This window comes from Mesorhizobium sp. ES1-6 (assembly GCF_020164775.1).
Classification (GTDB): domain Bacteria; phylum Pseudomonadota; class Alphaproteobacteria; order Rhizobiales; family Rhizobiaceae; genus Mesorhizobium.
The window spans coordinates 838,430-858,518 of the sequence record NZ_JAIUGU010000001.1 but is presented as its reverse complement, the minus strand read 5'-3'; the positions used below and the strand labels follow the sequence as shown (position 1 = coordinate 858,518).

At 64.5% G+C, this 20,089-nt stretch carries 21 protein-coding genes; 12 read left to right on the top strand and 9 right to left on the bottom strand.

Annotated elements, in window-relative coordinates:
- Window positions 1–141 precede the first annotated feature (141 nt).
- The 5 genes from hemP to LB564_RS04340 are packed head-to-tail and all read left to right on the top strand — an operon-like array spanning window position 142 to window position 4,274.
- A complete protein-coding gene (gene hemP, locus LB564_RS04360) occupies window positions 142–348 on the top strand; it encodes a hemin uptake protein HemP (RefSeq protein ID WP_140701659.1) in 207 nt (68 codons plus the stop codon).
- A 22-nt stretch (window positions 349–370) separates the two neighbouring features.
- A complete protein-coding gene (locus LB564_RS04355; RefSeq protein WP_224535217.1) occupies window positions 371–1,432 on the top strand; it encodes a hemin-degrading factor in 1,062 nt (353 codons plus the stop codon).
- Window positions 1,433–1,443: 11 nt separating this feature from the next.
- Entirely contained in the window at window positions 1,444–2,337 is an 894-nt protein-coding gene (locus tag LB564_RS04350; protein WP_224535215.1) for a hemin ABC transporter substrate-binding protein, read from the top strand.
- Between the two features lie 5 nt (window positions 2,338–2,342).
- A complete protein-coding gene (locus LB564_RS04345; protein WP_224535426.1) occupies window positions 2,343–3,443 on the top strand; it encodes a FecCD family ABC transporter permease in 1,101 nt (366 codons plus the stop codon).
- Between the two features lie 39 nt (window positions 3,444–3,482).
- Window positions 3,483–4,274 carry a heme ABC transporter ATP-binding protein gene (locus LB564_RS04340; RefSeq protein WP_224535213.1) on the top strand — a complete coding sequence of 264 codons (792 nt, stop codon included), beginning with the start codon at window positions 3,483–3,485 and terminating at the stop codon, window positions 4,272–4,274.
- A gap of 21 nt (window positions 4,275–4,295) precedes the next feature.
- Here LB564_RS04340 and rirA read toward each other — a convergent pair whose 3' ends face one another.
- Window positions 4,296–4,760, bottom strand: a complete 465-nt coding sequence (gene rirA, locus LB564_RS04335) for an iron-responsive transcriptional regulator RirA (RefSeq protein WP_224535210.1) — start codon at window positions 4,758–4,760, stop codon at window positions 4,296–4,298.
- Window positions 4,761–5,025: 265 nt separating this feature from the next.
- Here rirA and LB564_RS04330 point away from each other — a divergent pair, with 265 nt between their 5' ends.
- The 3 genes from LB564_RS04330 (at window position 5,026) to LB564_RS04320 (ending at window position 7,610) form a co-directional block, all read left to right on the top strand.
- Window positions 5,026–6,321 (top strand): DUF445 domain-containing protein, encoded by a 1,296-nt coding sequence (locus LB564_RS04330; RefSeq protein ID WP_224535208.1) that lies wholly within the window; start codon window positions 5,026–5,028, stop codon window positions 6,319–6,321.
- Window positions 6,322–6,427: 106 nt separating this feature from the next.
- Window positions 6,428–6,856 carry a phasin family protein gene (locus LB564_RS04325; RefSeq protein ID WP_224535206.1) on the top strand — a complete coding sequence of 143 codons (429 nt, stop codon included), beginning with the start codon at window positions 6,428–6,430 and terminating at the stop codon, window positions 6,854–6,856.
- 256 nt (window positions 6,857–7,112) lie between these two features.
- Window positions 7,113–7,610, top strand: coding sequence for a MaoC family dehydratase (locus tag LB564_RS04320; protein WP_224535204.1), 498 nt, complete (start codon window positions 7,113–7,115; stop codon window positions 7,608–7,610).
- A gap of 34 nt (window positions 7,611–7,644) precedes the next feature.
- Here LB564_RS04320 and cml read toward each other — a convergent pair whose 3' ends face one another.
- Window positions 7,645–8,862 (bottom strand): CmlA/FloR family chloramphenicol efflux MFS transporter, encoded by a 1,218-nt coding sequence (gene cml, locus LB564_RS04315; RefSeq protein ID WP_224535202.1) that lies wholly within the window; start codon window positions 8,860–8,862, stop codon window positions 7,645–7,647.
- 244 nt (window positions 8,863–9,106) lie between these two features.
- Window positions 9,107–10,558: an MFS transporter gene (locus tag LB564_RS04310; RefSeq protein WP_224535200.1), complete on the bottom strand. Its 1,452-nt coding sequence runs from the start codon at window positions 10,556–10,558 to the stop codon at window positions 9,107–9,109.
- 131 nt (window positions 10,559–10,689) lie between these two features.
- Between LB564_RS04310 and LB564_RS04305 the strand changes: the two genes are divergently transcribed.
- On the top strand, window positions 10,690–11,580 hold the full coding sequence (locus LB564_RS04305) for a LysR family transcriptional regulator (RefSeq protein WP_224535199.1): 891 nt from the start codon (window positions 10,690–10,692) through the stop codon (window positions 11,578–11,580).
- Between the two features lie 4 nt (window positions 11,581–11,584).
- Here LB564_RS04305 and LB564_RS04300 read toward each other — a convergent pair whose 3' ends face one another.
- A complete protein-coding gene (locus LB564_RS04300) occupies window positions 11,585–12,934 on the bottom strand; it encodes a PLP-dependent aminotransferase family protein (protein ID WP_411910156.1) in 1,350 nt (449 codons plus the stop codon).
- A 150-nt stretch (window positions 12,935–13,084) separates the two neighbouring features.
- Between LB564_RS04300 and LB564_RS04295 the strand changes: the two genes are divergently transcribed.
- Window positions 13,085–13,975: a DMT family transporter gene (locus LB564_RS04295; protein WP_224535195.1), complete on the top strand. Its 891-nt coding sequence runs from the start codon at window positions 13,085–13,087 to the stop codon at window positions 13,973–13,975.
- A 6-nt stretch (window positions 13,976–13,981) separates the two neighbouring features.
- Here the strand turns inward: LB564_RS04295 and LB564_RS04290 are convergent, their stop codons facing one another.
- Window positions 13,982–15,022, bottom strand: coding sequence for a zinc-dependent alcohol dehydrogenase family protein (locus LB564_RS04290; RefSeq protein WP_224535193.1), 1,041 nt, complete (start codon window positions 15,020–15,022; stop codon window positions 13,982–13,984).
- A gap of 24 nt (window positions 15,023–15,046) precedes the next feature.
- Between LB564_RS04290 and LB564_RS04285 the strand changes: the two genes are divergently transcribed.
- Window positions 15,047–15,220 carry a hypothetical protein gene (locus LB564_RS04285; protein WP_224535191.1) on the top strand — a complete coding sequence of 58 codons (174 nt, stop codon included), beginning with the start codon at window positions 15,047–15,049 and terminating at the stop codon, window positions 15,218–15,220.
- Window positions 15,221–15,223: 3 nt separating this feature from the next.
- Here the strand turns inward: LB564_RS04285 and maiA are convergent, their stop codons facing one another.
- Window positions 15,224–15,874 carry a maleylacetoacetate isomerase gene (gene maiA, locus LB564_RS04280; RefSeq protein WP_224535189.1) on the bottom strand — a complete coding sequence of 217 codons (651 nt, stop codon included), beginning with the start codon at window positions 15,872–15,874 and terminating at the stop codon, window positions 15,224–15,226.
- Window positions 15,874–16,569, bottom strand: coding sequence for a fumarylacetoacetate hydrolase family protein (locus tag LB564_RS04275; protein WP_224535187.1), 696 nt, complete (start codon window positions 16,567–16,569; stop codon window positions 15,874–15,876). The genes maiA and LB564_RS04275 overlap by 1 nt, the downstream gene beginning before the upstream one ends.
- Window positions 16,570–16,796: 227 nt before the next feature.
- Here LB564_RS04275 and LB564_RS04270 point away from each other — a divergent pair, with 227 nt between their 5' ends.
- Complete coding sequence (locus LB564_RS04270; protein WP_140701642.1) at window positions 16,797–17,480, top strand: response regulator; 684 nt, start codon at window positions 16,797–16,799, stop codon at window positions 17,478–17,480.
- 24 nt (window positions 17,481–17,504) lie between these two features.
- Here the strand turns inward: LB564_RS04270 and LB564_RS04265 are convergent, their stop codons facing one another.
- Both LB564_RS04265 and LB564_RS04260 read right to left on the bottom strand, forming a co-directional pair.
- Window positions 17,505–18,845, bottom strand: coding sequence for a hybrid sensor histidine kinase/response regulator (locus LB564_RS04265; protein WP_224535185.1), 1,341 nt, complete (start codon window positions 18,843–18,845; stop codon window positions 17,505–17,507).
- 13 nt (window positions 18,846–18,858) lie between these two features.
- Window positions 18,859–19,995 (bottom strand): FIST signal transduction protein, encoded by a 1,137-nt coding sequence (locus LB564_RS04260; protein ID WP_224535183.1) that lies wholly within the window; start codon window positions 19,993–19,995, stop codon window positions 18,859–18,861.
- Window positions 19,996–20,089: the final 94 nt, after the last annotated feature.

The window sequence follows — 20,089 nt, the reverse complement described above, 5'->3', positions numbered from 1 at the left end:
GATCGTATCCGGCATCTTAAATATTGACTCATTTAGTCCGGTATTGCACTGACTAGTAAACATGATTATTCAAGTCAAGAAATGAATCGGCAATTTCGCAACGCCTAGCCAGATGCCCGGCACAGGAAGGGATCGACCCAGATGAACACGCACAATCCCAACGATTTTCGCTATCGCGTCCGCCGTTCCGATGAGGCCTCGGCGCGTTTCGATCGGATTCCGCTCGCGGTGCGAACGCTGTCCAGCAACACGCTGTTCCAGGGCGAGCACGAGATCGGCATCGAGCATCACGGCGCGCTCTATCGGTTGAAGATCACCCGGCAGGGCAAGCTCATTCTCAACAAGTAAGACAAGGCGACAGGGGTAAGACATGGATCAGCGCGTAAAACCCGCCCCGCATGAAATCCGGCGGGCACGGACAGAGAATCCGAAAACGCGCGAGCGTGACCTGGCCGGCCAGCTCGGCATCTCGGAGGCCGAACTGGTCGCCGCGCATTGCGGCGATGGCGTCGTGCGGGTCGAACCCCGCGTCAACGACCTTCTGACAGGTCTCGAGGCCGTTGGCGAGGTCATGGCGCTGACTCGCAACGAAAGTGCCGTCCACGAGAAGATCGGCGTCTACGACAAGGTCGTCACCGGCAACCACAATGCCATGGTGCTCGGCGAGAACATCGACCTGCGCATCTTCCCGAAAGTCTGGGCGCACGGTTTTGCCGTGGAAAAGCGCGACGGCGACGAGATCCGCCGCAGCCTGCAGTTCTTCGATGCGGCGGGCGAGGCGGTGCACAAGGTGCATCTGCGACCGGCGTCCAGTCTGTATGCCTACCAGAAGCTGGTCGCCTCGCTGGAATCACCGAACCAGGAGCCGACGATCGAGATTTCAGGGTCCGTTCTCGATGAGGAAAGCGAGACCGCGACATCGACCGCGAGCCTGGACGATCTGCGCGACCGCTGGAGCCGGCTGACGGACGTGCACCAGTTCTTCGGCATGCTGAAGACGTTGAAGCTCAGCCGTCGCCAGGCGGTGCGCATGGTCGGCCAGGACTATGCCTGGCTGCTCGACAATGATGCGGTGCGCGCCATGTTCCACCACGCCGCCGAAGGCGAGATGCCGATCATGTGTTTTGTGGGCAACCGCGGCTGCATCCAGATCCATTCCGGTCCGGTCAAGTCGATCAAGCCGATGGGGCCGTGGATCAACGTGCTCGACGAGACCTTCCACCTGCATCTGCGCACCGACCACATCCATGAGGTCTGGGCGGTGCGCAAGCCGACCAAGGACGGTCATGTCACATCGCTCGAGGTCTATGGCGCCAATGGCGAGATGATCATCCAGTTTTTCGGCAAGCGCCACGAGGGCGAAAGCGAGCGCGACGACTGGCGCTTCCTGGCCGAGCACCTGCCGCGCCTTCCAAACCCGACGGCAGCCTGAGGAAGAACCCAATGCGTGTTGTTTTCAGTTTACGCGCCGCGCTGGCGCCGATGGTTGGCGCCTTGCTCGCTTTGACGGCCTTGCCCGTCGGCGCCAACGAAGGCGCAACGGTCTTTTCCGACACGTCGCGGATCGCCTCCATCGGCGGTTCGATCACCGAAATCGTCTATGCGCTCGGCGAGGAGGGCCGCCTGGTTGCACGCGATTCGACGAGTTCTTACCCCGAGGAAGCATCGAAGCTTCCCGATGTCGGCTATATGCGCCAGCTGTCGCCCGAGGGCGTTCTGTCGGTCAATCCGTCCGGCATTCTGGCGCTCCATGGCAGCGGCCCGCAGGAAGCGATCGACGTGCTCAAGAAGTCGAGGGTGGCTTACATAGAGGTGCCCGAGCATTTCACCCATGAAGGCATTCTGGAGAAGATCCGGGTCGTGGGTAAGGCGCTGGGTGTCGACGCCAAGGCCGACAGGCTGGTCGCCGAGACGGATGCGAAGCTCTCGGCCGCCGAAAAACAGGCAGCCTCGATCAAGGAGCGCAAGCGCGTCCTTTTCGTGCTCTCGACGCAAGGCGGCAAGATTCTTGCCGCGGGCAGCGACACCGCCGCAGAGGGCATCATCAAGCTCGCCGGCGCGGTCAACGCGGTCGAGGGCTTCTCCGGCTACAAGCCGGTGTCCGACGAGGCGATCGTGACTGCCAGGCCGGACGTCATCCTGACGATGAAGGGTGGTGGACCGCCTATCTCCGAAGAGGAGTTGTTTGCCAACCCCGCCATTGCTTCGACCCCGGCGGGCACCGGCCGCAAGTTGATCAGCATGTGGGGCGGCTACCTGCTCGGCTTCGGGCCGCGCACGGCCGACGCTATCCACGATCTCACGGCTTCGCTCTACGGCACGCAGGGCACGGACTGAGCATGATGGTCGATCAATCGATCGCCGGTACGGTCAAGGTGACGGGTGTGTCCGAAGGCGATCGTTCGGCCCGCGCCCGCGCGGTCGTCCTTTTGCTGTGCCTCGGCCTGGCAATCGCCGTCTTGCTTTCGCTCACGGCAGGGGCGTCGGACGCATCCGCCGTGAACGTCATCAGGGATTGGCTCCTTGGCACCGTCCCCGGCGATGCGGCACGCAACGCCCGTGACGAGCTGATCGTCTACGACATCCGGCTGCCGCGCGTTATCCTGGGCATGCTGGTGGGGGCGGCTCTCGCTGTCTGTGGCGCCGTCATGCAGGGGCTGTTCCGCAATCCGCTCGCCGACCCCGGCCTGATCGGGGTTTCAGCTGGTTCCAGCCTCGGCGCGGTGGCGATCATCGTGCTGGGCGGGACCATTTTGGCGCCGGTGACCGCATTGCTCGGAACGCTTGCGCTGCCGCTCGCGGCATTCTTCGGCGGTCTTGCAACGACATTGGTGCTTTATCAGGTCGCCACGCGACGCGGGCAAACCTCGGTCGCCACCATGTTGCTCGCGGGCATCGCCCTGGCGGCGCTTGCCATGGCGCTGACCGGAATCCTGATCTTCATGGCCGACGATCGCCAGTTGCGCGATCTGACGTTCTGGTCACTGGGATCGCTCGGCGGTGCGACATGGGCCAAGATCGCTTCCGTCGGGCCCATCATCGTCCTGGCACTCGCGGCGATGCCGTTCCTGGCCCGCGGCCTCAACGCGCTGGCGCTCGGCGAGGCCACCGCCGGCCATCTCGGCATTCCGGTGCAGCGGCTGAAATACACGGCCATTGTCGGTGTTTCGGCGGCAGTCGGCGCGTCGGTGGCCGTCAGCGGCGGCATCGGCTTCGTCGGCATCGTGGTGCCGCACCTGCTGCGCCTGCTGATTGGCCCGGACAATCGCTATCTGCTGCCGGCCTCGGCGCTGCTCGGCGCCTCGTTGCTGCTGCTTGCCGACGCGGTCGCCCGCACCATCGTGGCACCCGCCGAGCTGCCGATCGGCATCGTTACCGCGATTGCGGGCGCGCCGTTCTTCCTGTGGATATTGCTGCGCAAGCGCGGCGTGGTCGATTTGTGAGACTTGGGATTTGTGAGGCTCGGGATTTGTGAGGTTGGGATGATCGAGGCAAGGGACGTTTCGGTCGATATCGCCGGCAAGCGTATCGTCGCCAATGTCGATTTCGACGCTCGCCCGGGCGAAATCGCGGCCATCGTCGGCCCGAACGGTTCGGGCAAGACGACCTTCCTCAAGGCGCTGTCGGGCGAACTCGCCTATGCCGGAACCGTCATTCTCAACGGCCGCGACCTCTCGGCGATGAAGCCGGTGGGGGTTGCCGTCCAGCGGGCCGTGCTGCCGCAGGCGACGGTGCTGTCGTTTCCGTTCACGGTGCGGGAAGTCGTCAGGCTTGGCCTTGTCGGCGGCCGCTCGGGTGTGTTGCCGGGCGAGGACACGCGGCTGCCCGAGCGCGCGCTGGCGCGGGTCGACCTCGATGGTTTTGCCGGGCGTTTCTACCAGGAGCTTTCAGGCGGCGAGCAGCAGCGCGTCCAACTCGCGCGGGTGCTGTGCCAGGTCTGGGCGCCGGTGCTCGACGGCAGGCCGCGTTATCTCTTCCTCGACGAGCCGGTGTCCAGCCTCGACATCAAGCACCAACTGATCATCATGAACATCGCCCGCGACTTCGCCAGAAGGGGCGGCGGCGTGGTCGCTATCCTGCATGATCTCAATCTGACGGCGATGTTCGCCGACCGGATTTTCGTCATGCATCGCGGCCGGCTGGCCGCGACCGGTTCGCCGCGCGACGTACTGAGTGACGATCTGATCGAGAAGGTGTTCGATTGCCGGCTCAAGGTCGGCGTGCTGCCGGCCGGCAACATGCCGTTCGTGCTGCCGCAATCGGCGGTCGGTTGATTTCAGGCAGCGCGACGGGGATCAAGCAGCCGGGGCGCGGCGTTCCACCAGCATGTCAATGCCAAGCAGATTGCGGACATTCGGCCGTGCCGCGACCAGATCGGCGATGGTGTAACGGGCAAGCACGGCGAAGAAGGCGTTGAGCGCCTCGCGAAGGGCCGAGTTCAATGCGCAGCTGTCGACCAGCGGACATTCCGCGGCGTCGTTCTCGAAGCACTCCGCCATGGCAAAGCTTTCCTCGGTCACGCGCACGACGTCGAACAGGCTGATCGCTTCGGCGGCACGGCCGAGCCGTACTCCGCCATTCCTGCCGCGCACCGTCTCGACCAGGCCATTCTCGACCAAGGGCTGCAGGATCTTGAACAGGAACAGTTCGGAGACCGAATAGGCGGCCGCGATCTCCGGAATGCGGCTCAACCGGTCATTGTTGGCGGCACAATACATCAGGATGCGCATGGCATAGTTGGTTTGGCGGGTAAGCCGCATTTCATCCTCACAAAGCGCTGGCTTGGTAAACCATGCCAGGGTCTAGACTTTGCCGGCGCGGCTTCACCCGGATTTCGGAGTCGCGCTACTGGCCTCGACCGAATATGGCCTATACCTTGGAATAATTCCAGACTGGCTTCGCATTATAGCTGAATATTCTCGTCAACTTTATGTGCGTGCCGGGCAAGACCCGGGGGATCGCCGTCACGGGCATTTTGGCGGTCGAATCCCTAAATAGGCTGAGATCGACGAGGAGCGGCCGTCCATGGCTCAATCGACCCAGTCCCTGGCCCCAGTGCGGTTCGATGCCGACGCAGCCGCCAAGCTTTCCGCGCTGCGGCGGACAAAGTTCGTCGCCACGGCGGCACTGGCGCTCTGCGTGCTGGTCTTTGCCTTGGCCAAGTCCTTCCAGGGCAGCTATCCGTGGCTCGGCTTCGTCGCCGCCTTCGCCGAGGCGGCGACCATTGGCGGCCTTGCCGACTGGTATGCGGTGGTGGCGCTGTTCAAGCGGCCGCTCGGGCTGCCGATCCCGCACACCGCCATCATCCCGGAAAACCAGGACCGCATCGCCGACAATCTCGGGCGTTTCATCGAGGTCAATTTCCTGGCACCGGAGCCGGTGCGTGAAAAACTCGCCGAGGTCGATTTTTCGGCGCTCGTCGCCGACTGGCTGGCCGATGCCGAGCGCGCCGCCGGCCTGTCGCGCTTCGTCGTGCGGCTGGTGCCGCGGACACTTGCGGCCGTCGAACAATCGGGCCTGCGCGGGTTTGTCACCAGCCGGATGCTCGAACAGATCGAAAAGGTGCCGCTGGCGCCGCTGGCCGCCGAACTCCTGTCGGCGCTCACCGACGATCGCCGCCACCAGAAACTGTTCGACGAGTTCATCAAGGTCATCGGCCGCTTCCTCAACGACGAACAGGCGCTGGCGACGATGCGCGACAAGATCCGCGAGGAACTGCCGTCGCTGTTCAACCTGTTCCGCGCCGACGCCTATCTGCTGAAGAAGATCGTCGCCTCGGCGGGCTCCTTGCTGGACGAGGTGCGGGCCGATCCTGACCACCCGATGCGGGCCGAATTCGACCGTTTCGCGCAAGGCTTCGTCGAGCGGCTGCGGACCTCGAAGCAGTATGCCAAGCGCGCGGAAAAGATGAAGCGCGATTTCCTCGCCAGGCCCGAGGTCAAAGCGCTGGCCGGCGACATGTGGGAGAGCCTCAGCCTGTTCATCGAGCAGGACGCCAAGGCGTCGAATTCCCTGATCCGGGAGCATCTCGCCAACATGTTCGTCGAGGTCGGCCGCCATCTTGCCGGCGATGCGCAGATCCGGGCCGATATGAACCAGGGGTTCGTGGTGGCGCTGGCGTCCTTCGTGGAAAGCCAGAAGAGCGGGGTGTCGAAGTTCATCGCCGACCAGGTCAAGCGCTGGGATCTGGCGCAACTGACGCGGCTGATCGAGATGAACATCGGCAGGGACCTGCAATATATCAGGTTCAACGGCATGATCATCGGCGGGCTGGCGGGCATAGTGCTCTACACGATCGAACTGCTGCTCCCGGTCAATTGATGCCTATCGATCGCGCAGGCCCGTGTTCGAAATGGACATGAGGCGTTCGAGTGCTATTCTCCCAGACGAGGGCGTCCGCGACCGCGGCAAAGGGGAGAAGACAATCATGGCCAGACAATCGGAATCCGATTCCTTCACGGAAATGTTCGGCAGGCTCGGCCGTGACCTGAAGCTGCCCAACGTCGATGTCGAGGCGATCCTCGGACATCACCGCAAGAACCTGGAGGCGCTGGAGAAATCGGCGCGGGCAAGCGCCGCCGGGGCGACCTCGCTGCTGTCGAGGCAACGCGAAATGCTGCAGGACACGTTGCGCGAGATCGCCGACATGGCGCAGAGCTACCGCGCACCGGGCAATCCGCAGGAGCTCATGGCCAAGCAGACGGAGTTTGCCAGGAAATCCTTCGAGGCCGCGCTCAAGAACGCCGGTGAAGTGGCTGAATTGGCGAGGAAATCGGGTACCGAATCGATCGACATCCTGCGCGCGCGCATCAAGGAGGCGATGGAAGAGGTCCGCTCCGGTTACGAAAAGAAGTAGGTTGTTTGGACCTATCGCTTCGTCTTCCGGCAGACGCCAGGTTCGCAATTCCGCGACCTTGCACATAGTTGCATTAGCGCCACGCCATAAGCTCCCGCAGCCCCAGAAGGTTGGAAAATCCGAATTCGGCCTGCCATCGCATGCTAAGCCATGGCACGAGTGAGCTCGAATCCGCCGGAACGGATTCAGGCAGGACGAATTGACAGAGGCCGCCGGTCGTGATCCGGAAGCTTCGGAAGCGATCGGGAAAGCAGGAATGACGGAAGCACGGCCTAAAACGCCGCCAACCTACGAGCAGTTGAGAACGATGTCCGGACAGGAGCTCGGCGTCTCGGAATGGACCACGGTCGACCAGAACCGTATCAACCAATTCGCCGAATGCACCGGCGACCATCAATGGATCCACGTCGATCCTGAACGGGCGCGGCGGCAAAGCCCGTTTCGCACGACGATCGCGCATGGTTATCTGACATTGTCGATCATCGGCGCGCTGGCCCTCGAAATGGGGATCGTGCCCGAAAATACGCAGGCCGCCTTCAACTATGGTTTCGACAAGGTGCGTTTCCTGGCGCCGGTCAAGGTCGGCGCACGCATCCGCCTGCGCACGACGCTGCTTTCCATGGAAGACCGGGGCCCCGGCCAATATCTGATGAAGGCCGCCAACAGGGTCGAGATCGAAGGCGAGGAAAAACCGGCCCTGATGGCTGAAACACTCGTCATGCTTTACGAACGCCGCAAACGGGCAGGGGCCTGAACGGCGGTCCATCAGGCCCCGTGCGTCATTTCCTTCAGCTGTTGCTGTCCTGCCTTGCCTGCATGCTCCGCAAAAGCTCGAGCGCAAGCAGCGTTATTACCGCGAAAATGGCGGCATAGCAGGCCAGGGGCCACGCCGTGTCGCCGCCAAGCAGGAGCACGAACAACGTTCCGGCGATGCCGACGATCAGGCTCTGGACGCAGAAATAGAGCGCCACGGCAGCGCCCGCGACATCGCCGAAGGCTTCAAGCGCGCCATTGGCCGTGACCGATCCGGCAAAGACGATGCCCACGGCCATCACCCACATGGGCAGGACGAAGGTCGTGAAGGAAGGGGCGGCGAAGATCTGGCCCAGTGCCAGCATCGCCGCGCCGAGAAGCAACATCGCCATGCCGCGGGCGAGGCTGCCGGGCACGCCCCATCGGGCGATGAACGACCTGGCAAATCGCGTCGTTGCGATCATCACCAGTGCCGCCGTGGCAAAGGCGACGCTGAAGGCGATCTGCGAGAAGCCGGCGCGATCGATCAGCACCCTGGGCGCCGTCGAGAAGAACACGAAGAACGTGCCCATCGCCGTGGCGAAGCCGAGCGTGTAGGTCCAGAAGGCGAAGCTGCCCAGGATCGTGCCGAATGCAGGACGTGGACCCGAGCTGTTCGAGGGCCGCGTCTCATGCCATCGGAGCCACGCGTTGAGCGTGGCCGCCGCGGCCAGGATAGCGAGCGTGACGAAGATGGCACGCCAGCCGAATCCCTTGGCGATCAGGGCGCCGGCGACCGGTCCCAATGCCGGCACGAATGCCAGCATGGAACTGAACAGTCCATAGATGACGGTGCCCTCCGGCCGTCCGGCATAGACATCCCGGACCGTGGCGAAGGTTGCGACCAGAACAGCCGATGCACCCATGGCCTGCACGACACGCAGTACGACAAAGGGCGTGCCGTGCGACGTGACGGAGAGCAGGACGGAAGCGCCCGCGAACAGCAGCCCGCCACCGATCAGCACCGGGCGCCTGCCGACCCGGTCGGAGACCGGGCCGAACACGACCTGGCCGAGGCCGAGGGTCACCATATAGAGGCTGAGAGTCAGCTGAATGATGGCGGGCGATGTGCCGAGAGCCTCCGGCATCGCCGGAACCACCGGCAAATAGATATCCATGGCCAGCGAGGCAAGGATGTCGAAAGGCGCCATCAGCAGGAGTGCCGAGGGCAAGGCATAAGCCCATGTCGGGGAGGGTCGTTTTTGAAAAGGCATGATTGAGCATCCGCACAAATGGTGAGATTTGGCGGCGATCTGCCGTTTCATGAATGGTCTGATTTGACGGGGCAGAAGGCCGCAACAACAAGGTGTTGTCGCGGCTTACTTGTCTGCTGACTTGGTGGTTCCCATAACACTGTCCCGAATTGGCGTCGCGGACATGAGTCCGCAGGGCGTCAGTACCAGCCTGAGCCCGGTGCGGCAACCTTCGCGGCTCCATGAGCTCTCAGACGGTCGCGGCTCAAGGCAGGTTGGGTTTTCGCCCGGCGCGGGCGGAGAGCAGGGCAATCACCAGCGCGGCCAGCGCCAGGGCCGTGGCTGTCCGAAAGGTGACCTGCATGCCTCGGGCCGCGGCCGCGGAACTGGAGAGTTGTTGCCCGATCCCATGCCGGGCGTCACTCGACGCCATCGCGAATATGGCGCCCATCAGCGATGCGCCGGTGATGAGGCCGAGATTGCGCGACAGGTTGAGCAGGCCGGAAACGAGGCCACGTTCGTTTGCGCTTATGCCGCCCATGACGGCTGCGTTGTTGGCGGTCTGGAAGAGGGCGTAGCCGAAGCAGGTGACGGCGATTGGAACGACATAGCTGGCAATGCCGAGGCGCGTCAGCGCAAGCGACAACAGGAGCGTCCCCGTGGCGAGGATCGCCAAGCCGGTGGCCGTCATCCCGTGGGCTCCGAAGCGATCGGTCAGGCGTCCAGCCAGCAGCGCCGAGAGGGTCGAGACAAGCGGTCCGGTCGACAGCACCATGCCGACCATCGCGGCATCCAATCCGAGCCCGCGCGTCACGTAGAACGGAGCAACCACCAGGGTTGCCATCATCACCGTGGCGACGATCAAGCTCGCGGCGAGGCCGGCACTCAGCCGCGGGTCGCGGAGCCTCGCTGGTTGGACAAGAGGCATCTTCGCTTTTGCCTGCGCGATGGCGAATAAGATGACGCCGACACCGGCCGCGACCAGAAGACCCAGATTGAGCACGCCGAAATTGCCTCGGCCAAGCGTCAATGCCAGGGCATAGGCGCCCAAGGTAAGGGCCAGCAGGGCGGTGCCGATCACGTCAAACGTGCCTCGACCGGTCTCCACCGTGCTGCCGCGTGCCGGCAAGCCACGCCAGGCGAGAGCGAAGGTCAGGAGGCCCAGCGGGACATTGACGAGAAAGATCGTCCGCCAGCCGAGGCTGGCGATCAACAAGCCGCCAAGCGACGGGCCGAGGGTCGTGCCGACGGCTGACATGGCGCCGAGCAGGCCCATGGCGCTGCCGCTTCGCTCCTTGCTCACGGTTTGCGCAACGAAGGCCAGCGTCAGCGCCATCATCAGCGCGGCGCCAAGCCCCTGCACGGCCCGCGCCGCGATCAGCAGCCAGAGCGTCGGCGCCAGGCCGCAGACGACCGATGCCAGCGTGAACAGCGCGATCCCGCCAAGCAGCAAATGCCGACGCCCGAACATGTCGGCCAGCCGTCCGGCGCCGACGATCAGTGTGGTGATGGCGAGCAGATAGGCAAGAACCACCCATTGCACGGCCTGGAACGATGCATCGAAGGCTTGCATCAGCGAAGGCAAGCCGACGCTGGCAATGCTGGTTCCCAATGACGACAGCAGCGTGGCGAGCGACAGGCTCGCCAGCGTCAGGCCGGCGGACCGGGCCGGTTGCGGCGCCGATATCAGTTCCCGATTTTGCTCAACGACTGCCAAGGCGATCTCCTTTCTGCCTGCTCCGGAACCGGAGCTGTCGGAGATCTAGTCCTGTGTCTGATGCGGCGGAAGACGCAGCATTTGCATCATATTCGTGCGTTGGACGCCGCATAATATGCTATGATCGACCCATGACCTCGCCCGATCTCAATCTGCTGTTTGCTCTCGACGTTCTGCTGGCCGAAGGCAGCGTGGCACGCGCGGCGCGCCGGCTGCGGCTCAGCCCCTCGGCGATGAGCCGGACGCTGGCGCGGCTGCGCGAGGCAACGGGCGATCCTCTGCTGGTGCGCGCCGGGCGCGGCTTGGTGGCGACACCGCGCGCGGAAGAGTTGCGGCGACAGGTCGGCCGCGTCGTCCAGGACGCGGAAGGGTTGCTGCGCCCCGCCGAATTGCTTGATCTCCGGAGCCTGGACCGGATCTTCACGTTGCGCACCAACGAGAGTTTCGTCGAGGAGTTCGGGCCTCGCCTCGTCACCCGCATCGAGGCCGATGCGCCAGCGGTGCGGCTGCGGTTCGCGCCGAAGTCCGGCAAGGATGCGATGTCGCTGCGCGAAGCGGCGCTCGATCTGGAAATCGGCGTTGCCGGCGAGACCGGGCCGGAAGTGCGCATCCAGGCGCTGTTTCGCGACCGCTTCGTCGGCGCCGTGCGAGCCGGGCATCCCCTGGCCGAGAGTAAGGTGACGCCCGAACGCTACGCGGCGGGGCGTCACATCAGCGTCTCGCGGCGCGGCCGCGAGACGGGGCCAATCGACGAGGCCCTGCGCGGACTTGGCTTGCAGCGGACGGTCGTGTGCATGGTCTCGGGGTTCTCGGCGGCACTTGCCATGGCGCGGGCCTCTGATCTTATCGCCAGCGTGCCCGAGCGGCATACGACAGGAGCGCGCGCCGGCATGTACAGTTTTGCGCTGCCGGTCACGACCCTGGACGTCACCATCTCCCTGCTCTGGCATCCGCGTCTCGATGCGGATCCGGCGCAGCGCTGGTTGCGGGACTGCGTGCGGGAAGTCTGTGCGGGTCGCTGAGCGATCAGCGCGACATCGCCGTTTCGAGCACCTTGAAAATCCGCTCGTCCGTGCACTGGGCGACGTTGAAGCGCAGGAAGCGGCTGGCGGATTGCGACAGGCTGAATGCATTGCCGGGTGCCAGCACGATGTTGTCGGCCAGGGCGCGGCGGGCGACGTCGGCCGCATCCACCCCGTCCGGCAGGCTGCACCACAGAAAGAGCCCGGCCGGCTGCTCGATCCAGGGCGTGATGCCGATCGCCTTCAACCGGGCGTTCGTCTCACCCATGGCGCGCGCGAGCCGTGCGCGCAGTAAATCCATATGCTTGCGGTAGCTGCCGTCCCTGAGCAAGGTGAACACCAGTTCGGCCGCCAGCCGTCCGCCGCCGAAGGTCGTGGCGATCTTGAGGTCGGTCAGGCCTTCGATCCAGTCGCGGGGCGCGGCGATGAAGCCGCAGCGGACCGAGGCGGACAACGTCTTTGAGAAACTGCCGATATGGACGACGCGGCTGAGGCCATCGAATGCCGCAAGCCTCGGGGCAGGGCTGTGTTCGAAATCGGCGAAGATGTCATCCTCGACGATGGTCAGGTCGGCCTGGTCGGCAAGCTTGAGCAAGCGGTGCGCCGTCACCGGAGACAGGATCGCGCCGGTCGGGTTGTGGATAGCGGAGTTGGTGATGTAGAGGCGCGGCCGATGCTCCGCCAGCGCGTGCGCGAACAGCTCGATGTCTGGCCCCGACGGCGTGTAGGGAACGCTGACGACCTTGGCCTGATGGGCGCGCAGCAAGGCGTGGAAATTGAAATAGCAGGGATCGTCGACCAGCACGGTGTCGCCGGGCTCGATCAGGAACCGGCAGAGCAGGTCGATCGCCTGGGTGCCCGATTCCGTCAGCATGATCTGTTCGGGCGAAGCTTCGATGCCGTGCCCGGCCATGCGGCGCGTCAGCAATTGCCGCAGTGACGGCAGGCCGAGCGGCGTGCCGTAATCGGCGAGCGCGATATCGTCGGCCCGCGCGACCGTGCGCAATGCCCGGCGCAGCCCAGCCTGTGGCATCCATGAAGCCGGCATCCAGCCGCAGCCGGGCTTCAGCACCTCCTCGCCAGCCTCCAGCGACTGGCGCGAAACCCATAGCGGATCGACGGCGCGATCGAGCCGGGGGCCGATCTCGGCCAGCGACAACGGTGCCAGCGAGCCGGCGGCGTAGAAACCGGAGCCGGGCCGGGACCGGATCGCGCCTTCGGCCGCTAGGCGCTCATAGGCCTCGACCACCGTGGATTTCGAAACCTGCATGGATTTGGCGAAGGCGCGGATAGAGGGGAGCCTTGCCCCAGGCGTCAGGCTGCGCGCGGCGATCCGCTGGCGGATGGTGGCCATGACGCCTTCGACGAGGGTTCCGACACTGTCGAGCTTTGCGTCCAACTGTACCTCCCAGAAAACCATTACAGTTTTGTCGAATTGTACTGCATTGTCTCTGGTGGCGCCATAGCCACGGGCCGATAGAGGGCGAAACAAACGGAGCCTGCAATGGACAAGACGGCGAGTGGCTGGTTGAACGGATTCGTGGGCGTGCTGATCTTCTCAGGCTCGCTGCCGGCGACGCGGGTGGCGGTGATGGATCTCGACCCGACCTTCGTGACCTCGGCTCGCGCTGTCATAGCCGGTCTGCTCGGTCTCGTGCTGCTGCTCGTGTCCCGCGAGAAGCGCCCGCAGCGTCATGACATCCTGTCCCTCGTCATCGTTGCGCTGGGGGTTGTGGTCGGCTTTCCCCTGCTGACGGCATTGGCGCTCAAACACGTCACCGCGGCCCACTCCATCATCTTCGTTGGCCTGCTGCCGCTGGCGACGGCGATCTTCGGCGTGCTGCGTGGAGGCGAACGGCCTAGGCCGGCCTTCTGGCTGTTCTCATGCCTCGGCAGTGCGCTGGTGGCGGGCTTCGCGCTTGCGCAAGGCGTGACGGCCTCGCCGGTCGGCGATGGGCTGATGCTTGCGGCCATCATCGTCTGCGGCCTCGGCTATGCGGAAGGTGCCGCACTGTCACGCAAGCTCGGCGGCTGGCAGGTGATCTGCTGGGCGCTGGTGCTGTCACTACCGGTCATGCTGGTGCTGACCCTCGTCACCTTGCCGCCGTCCTTCGCCGCGGTCGGGACGAGCGCCTGGATCGGCCTTGCCTATGTCTCGCTGTTCAGCATGCTGATCGGCTTCGTCTTCTGGTATCGCGGCCTTGTCCAGGGCGGCATCGCCGCGGTCGGCCAGCTGCAACTGCTGCAGCCGTTTTTCGGGCTCGCATTGGCGGCGACGCTGCTGCACGAGCAGGTCAGTCCGCTGATGATTGTCGTCACGCTCGGCGTGGTGGCCTGTGTGTTTGGGGCGAAGAAATTCGCCAGGCAGGATCTGCCAAGGCGCGCTGCCGCGTAGAGAGCCCTAGAACTTCGTCACCACGCCGATACCGATGCCTTCGAAGCCGCCCATCGCCATCAGCGCGGCGGGCGCCTCGTCGAGGCTGATCTTCTTGCCGACCAGCAGTTCGGGCTTCAGCTTGCCGTTGCGGATCATGCCCATCATCGCCTGGTAGCGGTAGGCCTGCATGCCGTGGCTGCCGAGGATTTCGAGCTCGAAAGCGATCACCTTGTCCATCGGCACCTGGGGACGGGCATGCTCGCCTAGCATCAGGCCGACCTGCACATGACGTCCACGCCGGCGCAGGTTGGATATCGAGTTGAACGACGTCGTGGGATGGCCGAGCGCGTCCATCGACATGTGGGCGCCGCCATTGGTGATCTGTTTGACGGCCTTGACGACGTTCGGCGTCGTGGTCGCGTTGATGGTCGCCACGGCACCGATCTTTTTGGCGAAGTCCAGTTTCTCGTCGGTGAGGTCGATGGCGATGACATTGGCGCCCATCGAGCTGGCGATCATGATCGCCGACAGGCCGACGCCGCCGCAGCCATGCACCGCCACCCATTCGCCCGGCTTCACCCGGCCCTGGTCGACGATGGCGCGGAACGAGGTGACGAAACGGCAGCCGAGGCTGGCGGCGGTGGCGAATTCCATCTCCTCGGGCAACCGCACGAGATTGGTGTCGGCATGTTCGATGGCGACATATTCGGCGAACGAGCCCCAGCCGGTGAAGCCGGGTTGCGTCTGATGCTCGCAAACCTGGTGATTGCCGGAGGTGCATTCGAAGCAGCGGCCGCAACCCACGGCGAACGGCACGGTAACGCGCTCGCCCGCTTTCCAGCGGGTGACCTGCTTGCCGGCGGCGACGACGACGCCGGCCAGTTCGTGGCCCGGCACGTGGGGCAAGGTGATGCCGTCATCATGGCCCATCCAGCCGTGCCAGTCGCTGCGGCACAGCCCTGTCGCCTCGACCTTGATGACGACGCCGTCGGCCGCCGGCTTCGGATCGGGCACGGTCTGGATCGTCGGCGCTTCGCCGAATTTCTCGAAGACCACGGCTTTCATCGGTCACTCCACCCTTGAGACGGCATGCGTCACCGGGAAGATAGCCGATTCCTTGCCTGGTCAAGCGGAAATCGATTCCACCAGGGCGGCCAGTCCGCCGAACCAGGCACGGCGTTTACCTGTTTTCCCGGCCGCGGCACCGGCATCGGCTTGCTGGCGCTGCTGTCCTGGGTGCTGATGCCGCGCGCCGGCCGGTGAACCTTACTCGGCGTCGATCTGATTCATTGGCGCGGCGTTCTGGAAGGCGGGCAGCGCCATGCAGGCCGCGTTGATGCGTGTGATGGTCGGGTATGGCGTCATATCGACGCCGAAACGGGCGTTGCTGGTGACCTGCGCGACAAGGCAGATGTCGGCCAGCCCCGGCGTGTCGCCGTGGCAGAATGTGCCGGTTTCGGGCGCAGCCGTCAGCAATGTCTCGAGTGGCCCAAAACCCTCATTGACCCAATGCCGGAACCAGTTGGCGACATCCTGGTCGCCGGCGCCGAACAGGGTGCGCAGCGAGGTCAGCACGCGCAGATTGTTCACCGGGTGGATATCGCAAGCGATCATCTGCGCCAGCATCCTCACGCGGGCGCGTCCCAGCGCATCCCCAGGCAGCAGCGGCGGCGCGGGCCGGATCTCGTCGAGATATTCGATGATGGCCAGCGACTGCGTCACAAGCGTGCCGTCGTCGAGCACCAATGCCGGCACCAGCCCCTGCGGATTGACCGCGAGATAGGATGGTTCCAGATGCTCGCCATGGCGCAGATGATGCGGGACATAGTCATAGCTCAGCCCCTTCATCTCCAGGGCGATCCGCACCCGGTAGGAGGTGGAGGAGCGAAAGTAGTTGTGCAGGACGAGGTCGCTCATCACTTCGGCTGGCTGATGGTCACTTCGATCGTGCCGATGCCGTCGACACCGCCTGATATCGTCTCGCCCGGCTTGACCGCGCCGACGCCCGCCGGCGTGCCGGTGAAGATCAGGTCGCCGGCCTGAAGTTCCACGCCCTCGCTGCAGATCGAGACGATATCGGCCACCGGCCAGATCAGTTCGGCAAGGTCGGCGTCCTGTTTCACCGCGCCGTCGACGGCGAGCCAGATACGCCCCTTGGCCGGGTGCCAGGATTTTTGCGCGGCAACCAACGGGCCGCAAGGCGCGGAACGGTCGAAGGCCTTCGACCAGTCCCAGGGCCGTGCCGCCTTCTTGGCGACATCCTGCAAATCGCGGCGGGTGAGGTCGATGCCGACGCCGTAGCCCCAGACATGGTCCAGCGCCTTGTCGCGGGAAATGCGAAAGCCTGATGTACCGATCGCCACGACCAGCTCGATCTCGAAGTGGAGGTTTGCCGTCAGCGGCGGATAGGGAATCTGCGTGCCCGAGTCGACCACCGCGTCCGCCGGTTTGGTGAAGAAGAAAGGCGGATCGCGCTCGTCATTGCCGAACTCGCGCGCATGCGCGGCATAGTTGCGGCCGACGCAGAAAATACGCCGCACGGCAAAGCGTTCGTCCGAACCCGCAATGGCGACGGAAGGCGTTGGCGGGGCGGGAAGGACAAAGGCGGTCATGGCGGTCTCTGTGTTTTGGGGAGCTGGCGGGCACATTCGGCCGAATTCGGGGGGCGGGCAAGGCGTCGCTTTTCATAAAGCATGGGCTGCGCCACGGCTGTATAAGGAATTCAGGCTTCCCATCATTTTTGCAGCGATAAATCCCGTTCAATCGGCGATAGACTAATTGCCAATAATCCGGCCATGGTCAGGAGACTATGGTGTGGTCGGTAAACCGGAACGAGCCCATGACAGCCGCTACCGATCGCGCCCGGTTCCTCATCATCGACGACCATCCGCTGTTTCGCGAGGCGCTGCACAGCGCCGTGCAAATGGCTTATCCGGAAGTCGATACGGTCGAGGCGCGCTCGATCACCGAGGCGCTGGATCTGCTGGCAGACGCCAAGCCTTTCGACCTGGCGCTTCTCGACCTCAGCATGCCCGACGTGCATGGCTTCGACGGGCTGCTGCAGCTCAGGACCCGCTATCCGCGCCTGCCGGTGGTGATCGTGTCGGGCTATGAGGAGCCGAGGATCATTTCGGAAGCGCTGTCCTATGGTGCGGCCGGCTTCATCCCGAAATCGGCGCGCAAGAGCGATCTCGCCGCCGCCATACGCTCGGTGATGGACGGCGCGATCTACGTACCGGAAACCTATGAAGGCCTGCCGCCGGGCGCCGACAGCACCGACCGCGCCGACATGCTGCAGCGGCTTTCCAAACTGACGCCGCAGCAATTGCGTGTCCTGCAGATGCTGCGCCAGGGCCTGCTCAACAAACAGATCGCTTACGAGTTGCAGGTCGGCGAGACGACGGTGAAGGCGCATGTCTCGGAGATATTGCGCAAGCTCAACGTCTATAGCCGCACACAGGCGGTGATCGAGGTGTCGAAGCTGGATAGCGCCGAGCTGTTTCGGGACCAGGTGGGGTTTTGAGCCACTACCATCCCGTAGGGGAACCTAAGCCAGCAAATGCGCCAGCAATGCCCTTAGTTGCGCGGGCTTCACCGGCTTGCGCATCAGCTCGATGCCGCCGGCGCGGGCCGCCTTGGCGACGGCTTCGGAACTGTCGGCGGTGACGATCAGCGCCGGCACGGCGCGGCCGAGATAGTCGCGGACCTCCGATATGGTGGCGGTGCCGAGGTCGCCGCCGTCGAGATGCTGGTCGGCGATGACGATGTCGGGCACCCAGTCGGTGTCGCCGAGCAGGTCCAGCGCAGCATCGGTCGAGGTCGCGGCGCGCACCAGGCACTGCCAGCGTTCGAGCAGGAAGGTCATGGCTTCCAGCACCTCGGCGTCGTTCTCGACCAGCAGCACCTTGGTGCCGAACAGGCCGTAGCCGCGCGACCGCTCAAGGCTGGTGGCGCTGGCGATGGCGTCGGCCGGCGCGCCGATGCCGACGGGGACATCGATGTGGAAGATCGTGCCGCGCCCAACCTTCGATGAGAAGGTCACGGGGTGGCCAAGCGCGCCGGCCATGCGGCGCACGATGGCAAGCCCCAGCCCGAGACCGCCGCCGTCGAGCTCGGCATTGGCAGGCAAGGTGCCGCGATGGAACTCCTCGAACACCGCCTCGCGCTGGTCCTCGGGAATGCCGCAGCCGGTATCGGCGACATCGATGCGGATCGTGTCGCCGCGATGTCTGGTGCCGACAAGGACGCCGCCCGAGCGTGTATACCCCAGCGCGTTGGAGAGGATGTTCTGCAGGATGCGGCGCAGCAGCGTCCGGTCCGAGCGGACCACGGCATTGACCGGCCGGAATTTCAGCGACAGCCGCTTCATTTCCGCCACCGGCTGGAAATCCGAACGCAGCGACGAAAACAGCGCCTCCAGGCTGACGTCGCCGATATCTGGCTGCACCACGCCGGCATCGAGCTTGGAAATGTCGAGCAAGGTGCGCAGCAGGTCCTCCATCGTTTCCAACGAACGCTCGACCTGGCGCACCAGCTTCCTGCCTTCGTCGCTGGTCTGTACCTCGGCAAGCGCCGAGACGGAGAGGTGGGCCGCGTTCAGCGGCTGCAGCACGTCATGGCTGGCGGCGGCGAGGAACCTTGTCTTGGACAGGTTCGCCAGCTCGGCGTTTTCCTTGGCGGCGCTGAGGTCGATGTTCGACTGCTCCAGCCTGCGCAAGGTCGAATGCAGTTCCTCGGTGCGCGTGCGCACCCGGTTTTCCAGCGAGATCGCGGTCTGGAACAGCGAGAAGGCGTTGCCTTGCTGGTCCATCGAGCGCTCGACGCGGCTCACCAGCGCGGCGTTGATCTTCTTCAGCCTGTCGAGATCGTTTATGTCCCTGAGCGGCATGCTGTTTCGCCGCCTATTCAGCCGCCTGGCGATCACCGAAGGCGATGCCGGTGAAAGTCTGGTTCAGGTGCATCGACCGGTATTGTTCGCCATAGGTGCCGAAGCCGACGACATTGTTGACCCGGTAGAGCTCCGAAATATCGCGAAAGACCTGCCGGTTGCGCGCATCCAGCCGGCGCAGCACGCAGTCGAAGCCAAGGATCATATCGATGCCGCCCAGCCTTTCCTCGACCTCGCGCAAGGCCGCGCGCGTCGATTCGACCATGTCCTTGGGCTGGGCGATCGACAGCACGACGCCGTCGTCGATGGCGCAGAAAAACGACAGCGAGCCATCCGCGTGCATCCGCTGGATCGAGCGGCAGTAATATTCCCCGCCCACCTTCACCACCACGGGATGCGAGGCGAAGCTGAGCGGCGTCAGGGTCTGCGGGAGGATGCCGACCGAAGCGGCATATTCCTCCGCGGCATTGGTGGCGTTGAACTCCCGCACGATGCGGTGATCGGGATCGGAGGCGGTCACCACCAGCTTTTCGTCGGTGGGAATGAAATTGTCGGTCTTGAAGACGTGGAACGGAATTTCCGTGGCGACCAGCACGATGATGGCGCTGTCGGACGAGACCTTGCCGTTGGAGATCAGGCGAGTCGTCTCGAACTTCAAATCGTCACCGGCCGAGCCGCCGAGCAGCGGTATGTCGTCAAGACCCCAGTGGATGGCCGAGCTCACCGCTTCCTCGGCATAGGACAGCCCGTCGATAAAGCAGAGCGCGAAGGTGTTCCTGGTCCGCTCGCCGCCGAGCCGGGCGCGCAGCGTGCGCCGCAGGGCCTCGACCTCTTCGGTGATCCTGTCCATGCCCGAAGTCGACAAATTCTCGACCATGGTGCTGACCGCCGTGAAGGATGCCGAGGGCAGCAGCATCGCCAGCATGTGGCCTTCCTCGAGCCCCTGCGGCGTGATCTCGCCGGCGGTGGAACAGCCGGCATGACGGAGACACGGGGCGTGGACCGAGAGTGCCCGAGACAGGGCGCCGGCCTCGACGAGGCTCTGGGAAAAGAACACAAGGGCAAAGCCCGCATTGATTGCGGCAGCTTCCGCCGCCATCGCGCGTGCAAAAACATCCGGATCGGGCTCGTCCGTCGTCAGCGCCGACAAGCCGCATGCGTAGCGCGTCAGTGAACTGGTCAGCGGCGTTCTCCCGCATTTCCTCCGACGCTGTTTTTATGCGCTTCAGGATGCGCGGGCGTCG

Coding starts and splice junctions, on each gene's coding strand:
- hemP (WP_140701659.1), top strand. CDS start 142: ATGAACACGCACAATCCCAACGATTTTCGCTATCGCGTCCGCCGTTCC.
- LB564_RS04355 (WP_224535217.1), top strand. CDS start 371: ATGGATCAGCGCGTAAAACCCGCCCCGCATGAAATCCGGCGGGCACGG.
- LB564_RS04350 (WP_224535215.1), top strand. CDS start 1,444: ATGCGTGTTGTTTTCAGTTTACGCGCCGCGCTGGCGCCGATGGTTGGC.
- LB564_RS04345 (WP_224535426.1), top strand. CDS start 2,343: ATGGTCGATCAATCGATCGCCGGTACGGTCAAGGTGACGGGTGTGTCC.
- LB564_RS04340 (WP_224535213.1), top strand. CDS start 3,483: ATGATCGAGGCAAGGGACGTTTCGGTCGATATCGCCGGCAAGCGTATC.
- rirA (WP_224535210.1), bottom strand. CDS start 4,760: ATGCGGCTTACCCGCCAAACCAACTATGCCATGCGCATCCTGATGTAT.
- LB564_RS04330 (WP_224535208.1), top strand. CDS start 5,026: ATGGCTCAATCGACCCAGTCCCTGGCCCCAGTGCGGTTCGATGCCGAC.
- LB564_RS04325 (WP_224535206.1), top strand. CDS start 6,428: ATGGCCAGACAATCGGAATCCGATTCCTTCACGGAAATGTTCGGCAGG.
- LB564_RS04320 (WP_224535204.1), top strand. CDS start 7,113: ATGACGGAAGCACGGCCTAAAACGCCGCCAACCTACGAGCAGTTGAGA.
- cml (WP_224535202.1), bottom strand. CDS start 8,862: ATGCCTTTTCAAAAACGACCCTCCCCGACATGGGCTTATGCCTTGCCC.
- LB564_RS04305 (WP_224535199.1), top strand. CDS start 10,690: ATGACCTCGCCCGATCTCAATCTGCTGTTTGCTCTCGACGTTCTGCTG.
- LB564_RS04300 (WP_411910156.1), bottom strand. CDS start 12,934: ATGGCCACCATCCGCCAGCGGATCGCCGCGCGCAGCCTGACGCCTGGG.
- LB564_RS04295 (WP_224535195.1), top strand. CDS start 13,085: ATGGACAAGACGGCGAGTGGCTGGTTGAACGGATTCGTGGGCGTGCTG.
- LB564_RS04290 (WP_224535193.1), bottom strand. CDS start 15,022: ATGAAAGCCGTGGTCTTCGAGAAATTCGGCGAAGCGCCGACGATCCAG.
- LB564_RS04285 (WP_224535191.1), top strand. CDS start 15,047: ATGCGTCACCGGGAAGATAGCCGATTCCTTGCCTGGTCAAGCGGAAAT.
- maiA (WP_224535189.1), bottom strand. CDS start 15,874: ATGAGCGACCTCGTCCTGCACAACTACTTTCGCTCCTCCACCTCCTAC.
- LB564_RS04275 (WP_224535187.1), bottom strand. CDS start 16,569: ATGACCGCCTTTGTCCTTCCCGCCCCGCCAACGCCTTCCGTCGCCATT.
- LB564_RS04270 (WP_140701642.1), top strand. CDS start 16,797: ATGACAGCCGCTACCGATCGCGCCCGGTTCCTCATCATCGACGACCAT.
- LB564_RS04265 (WP_224535185.1), bottom strand. CDS start 18,845: ATGCCGCTCAGGGACATAAACGATCTCGACAGGCTGAAGAAGATCAAC.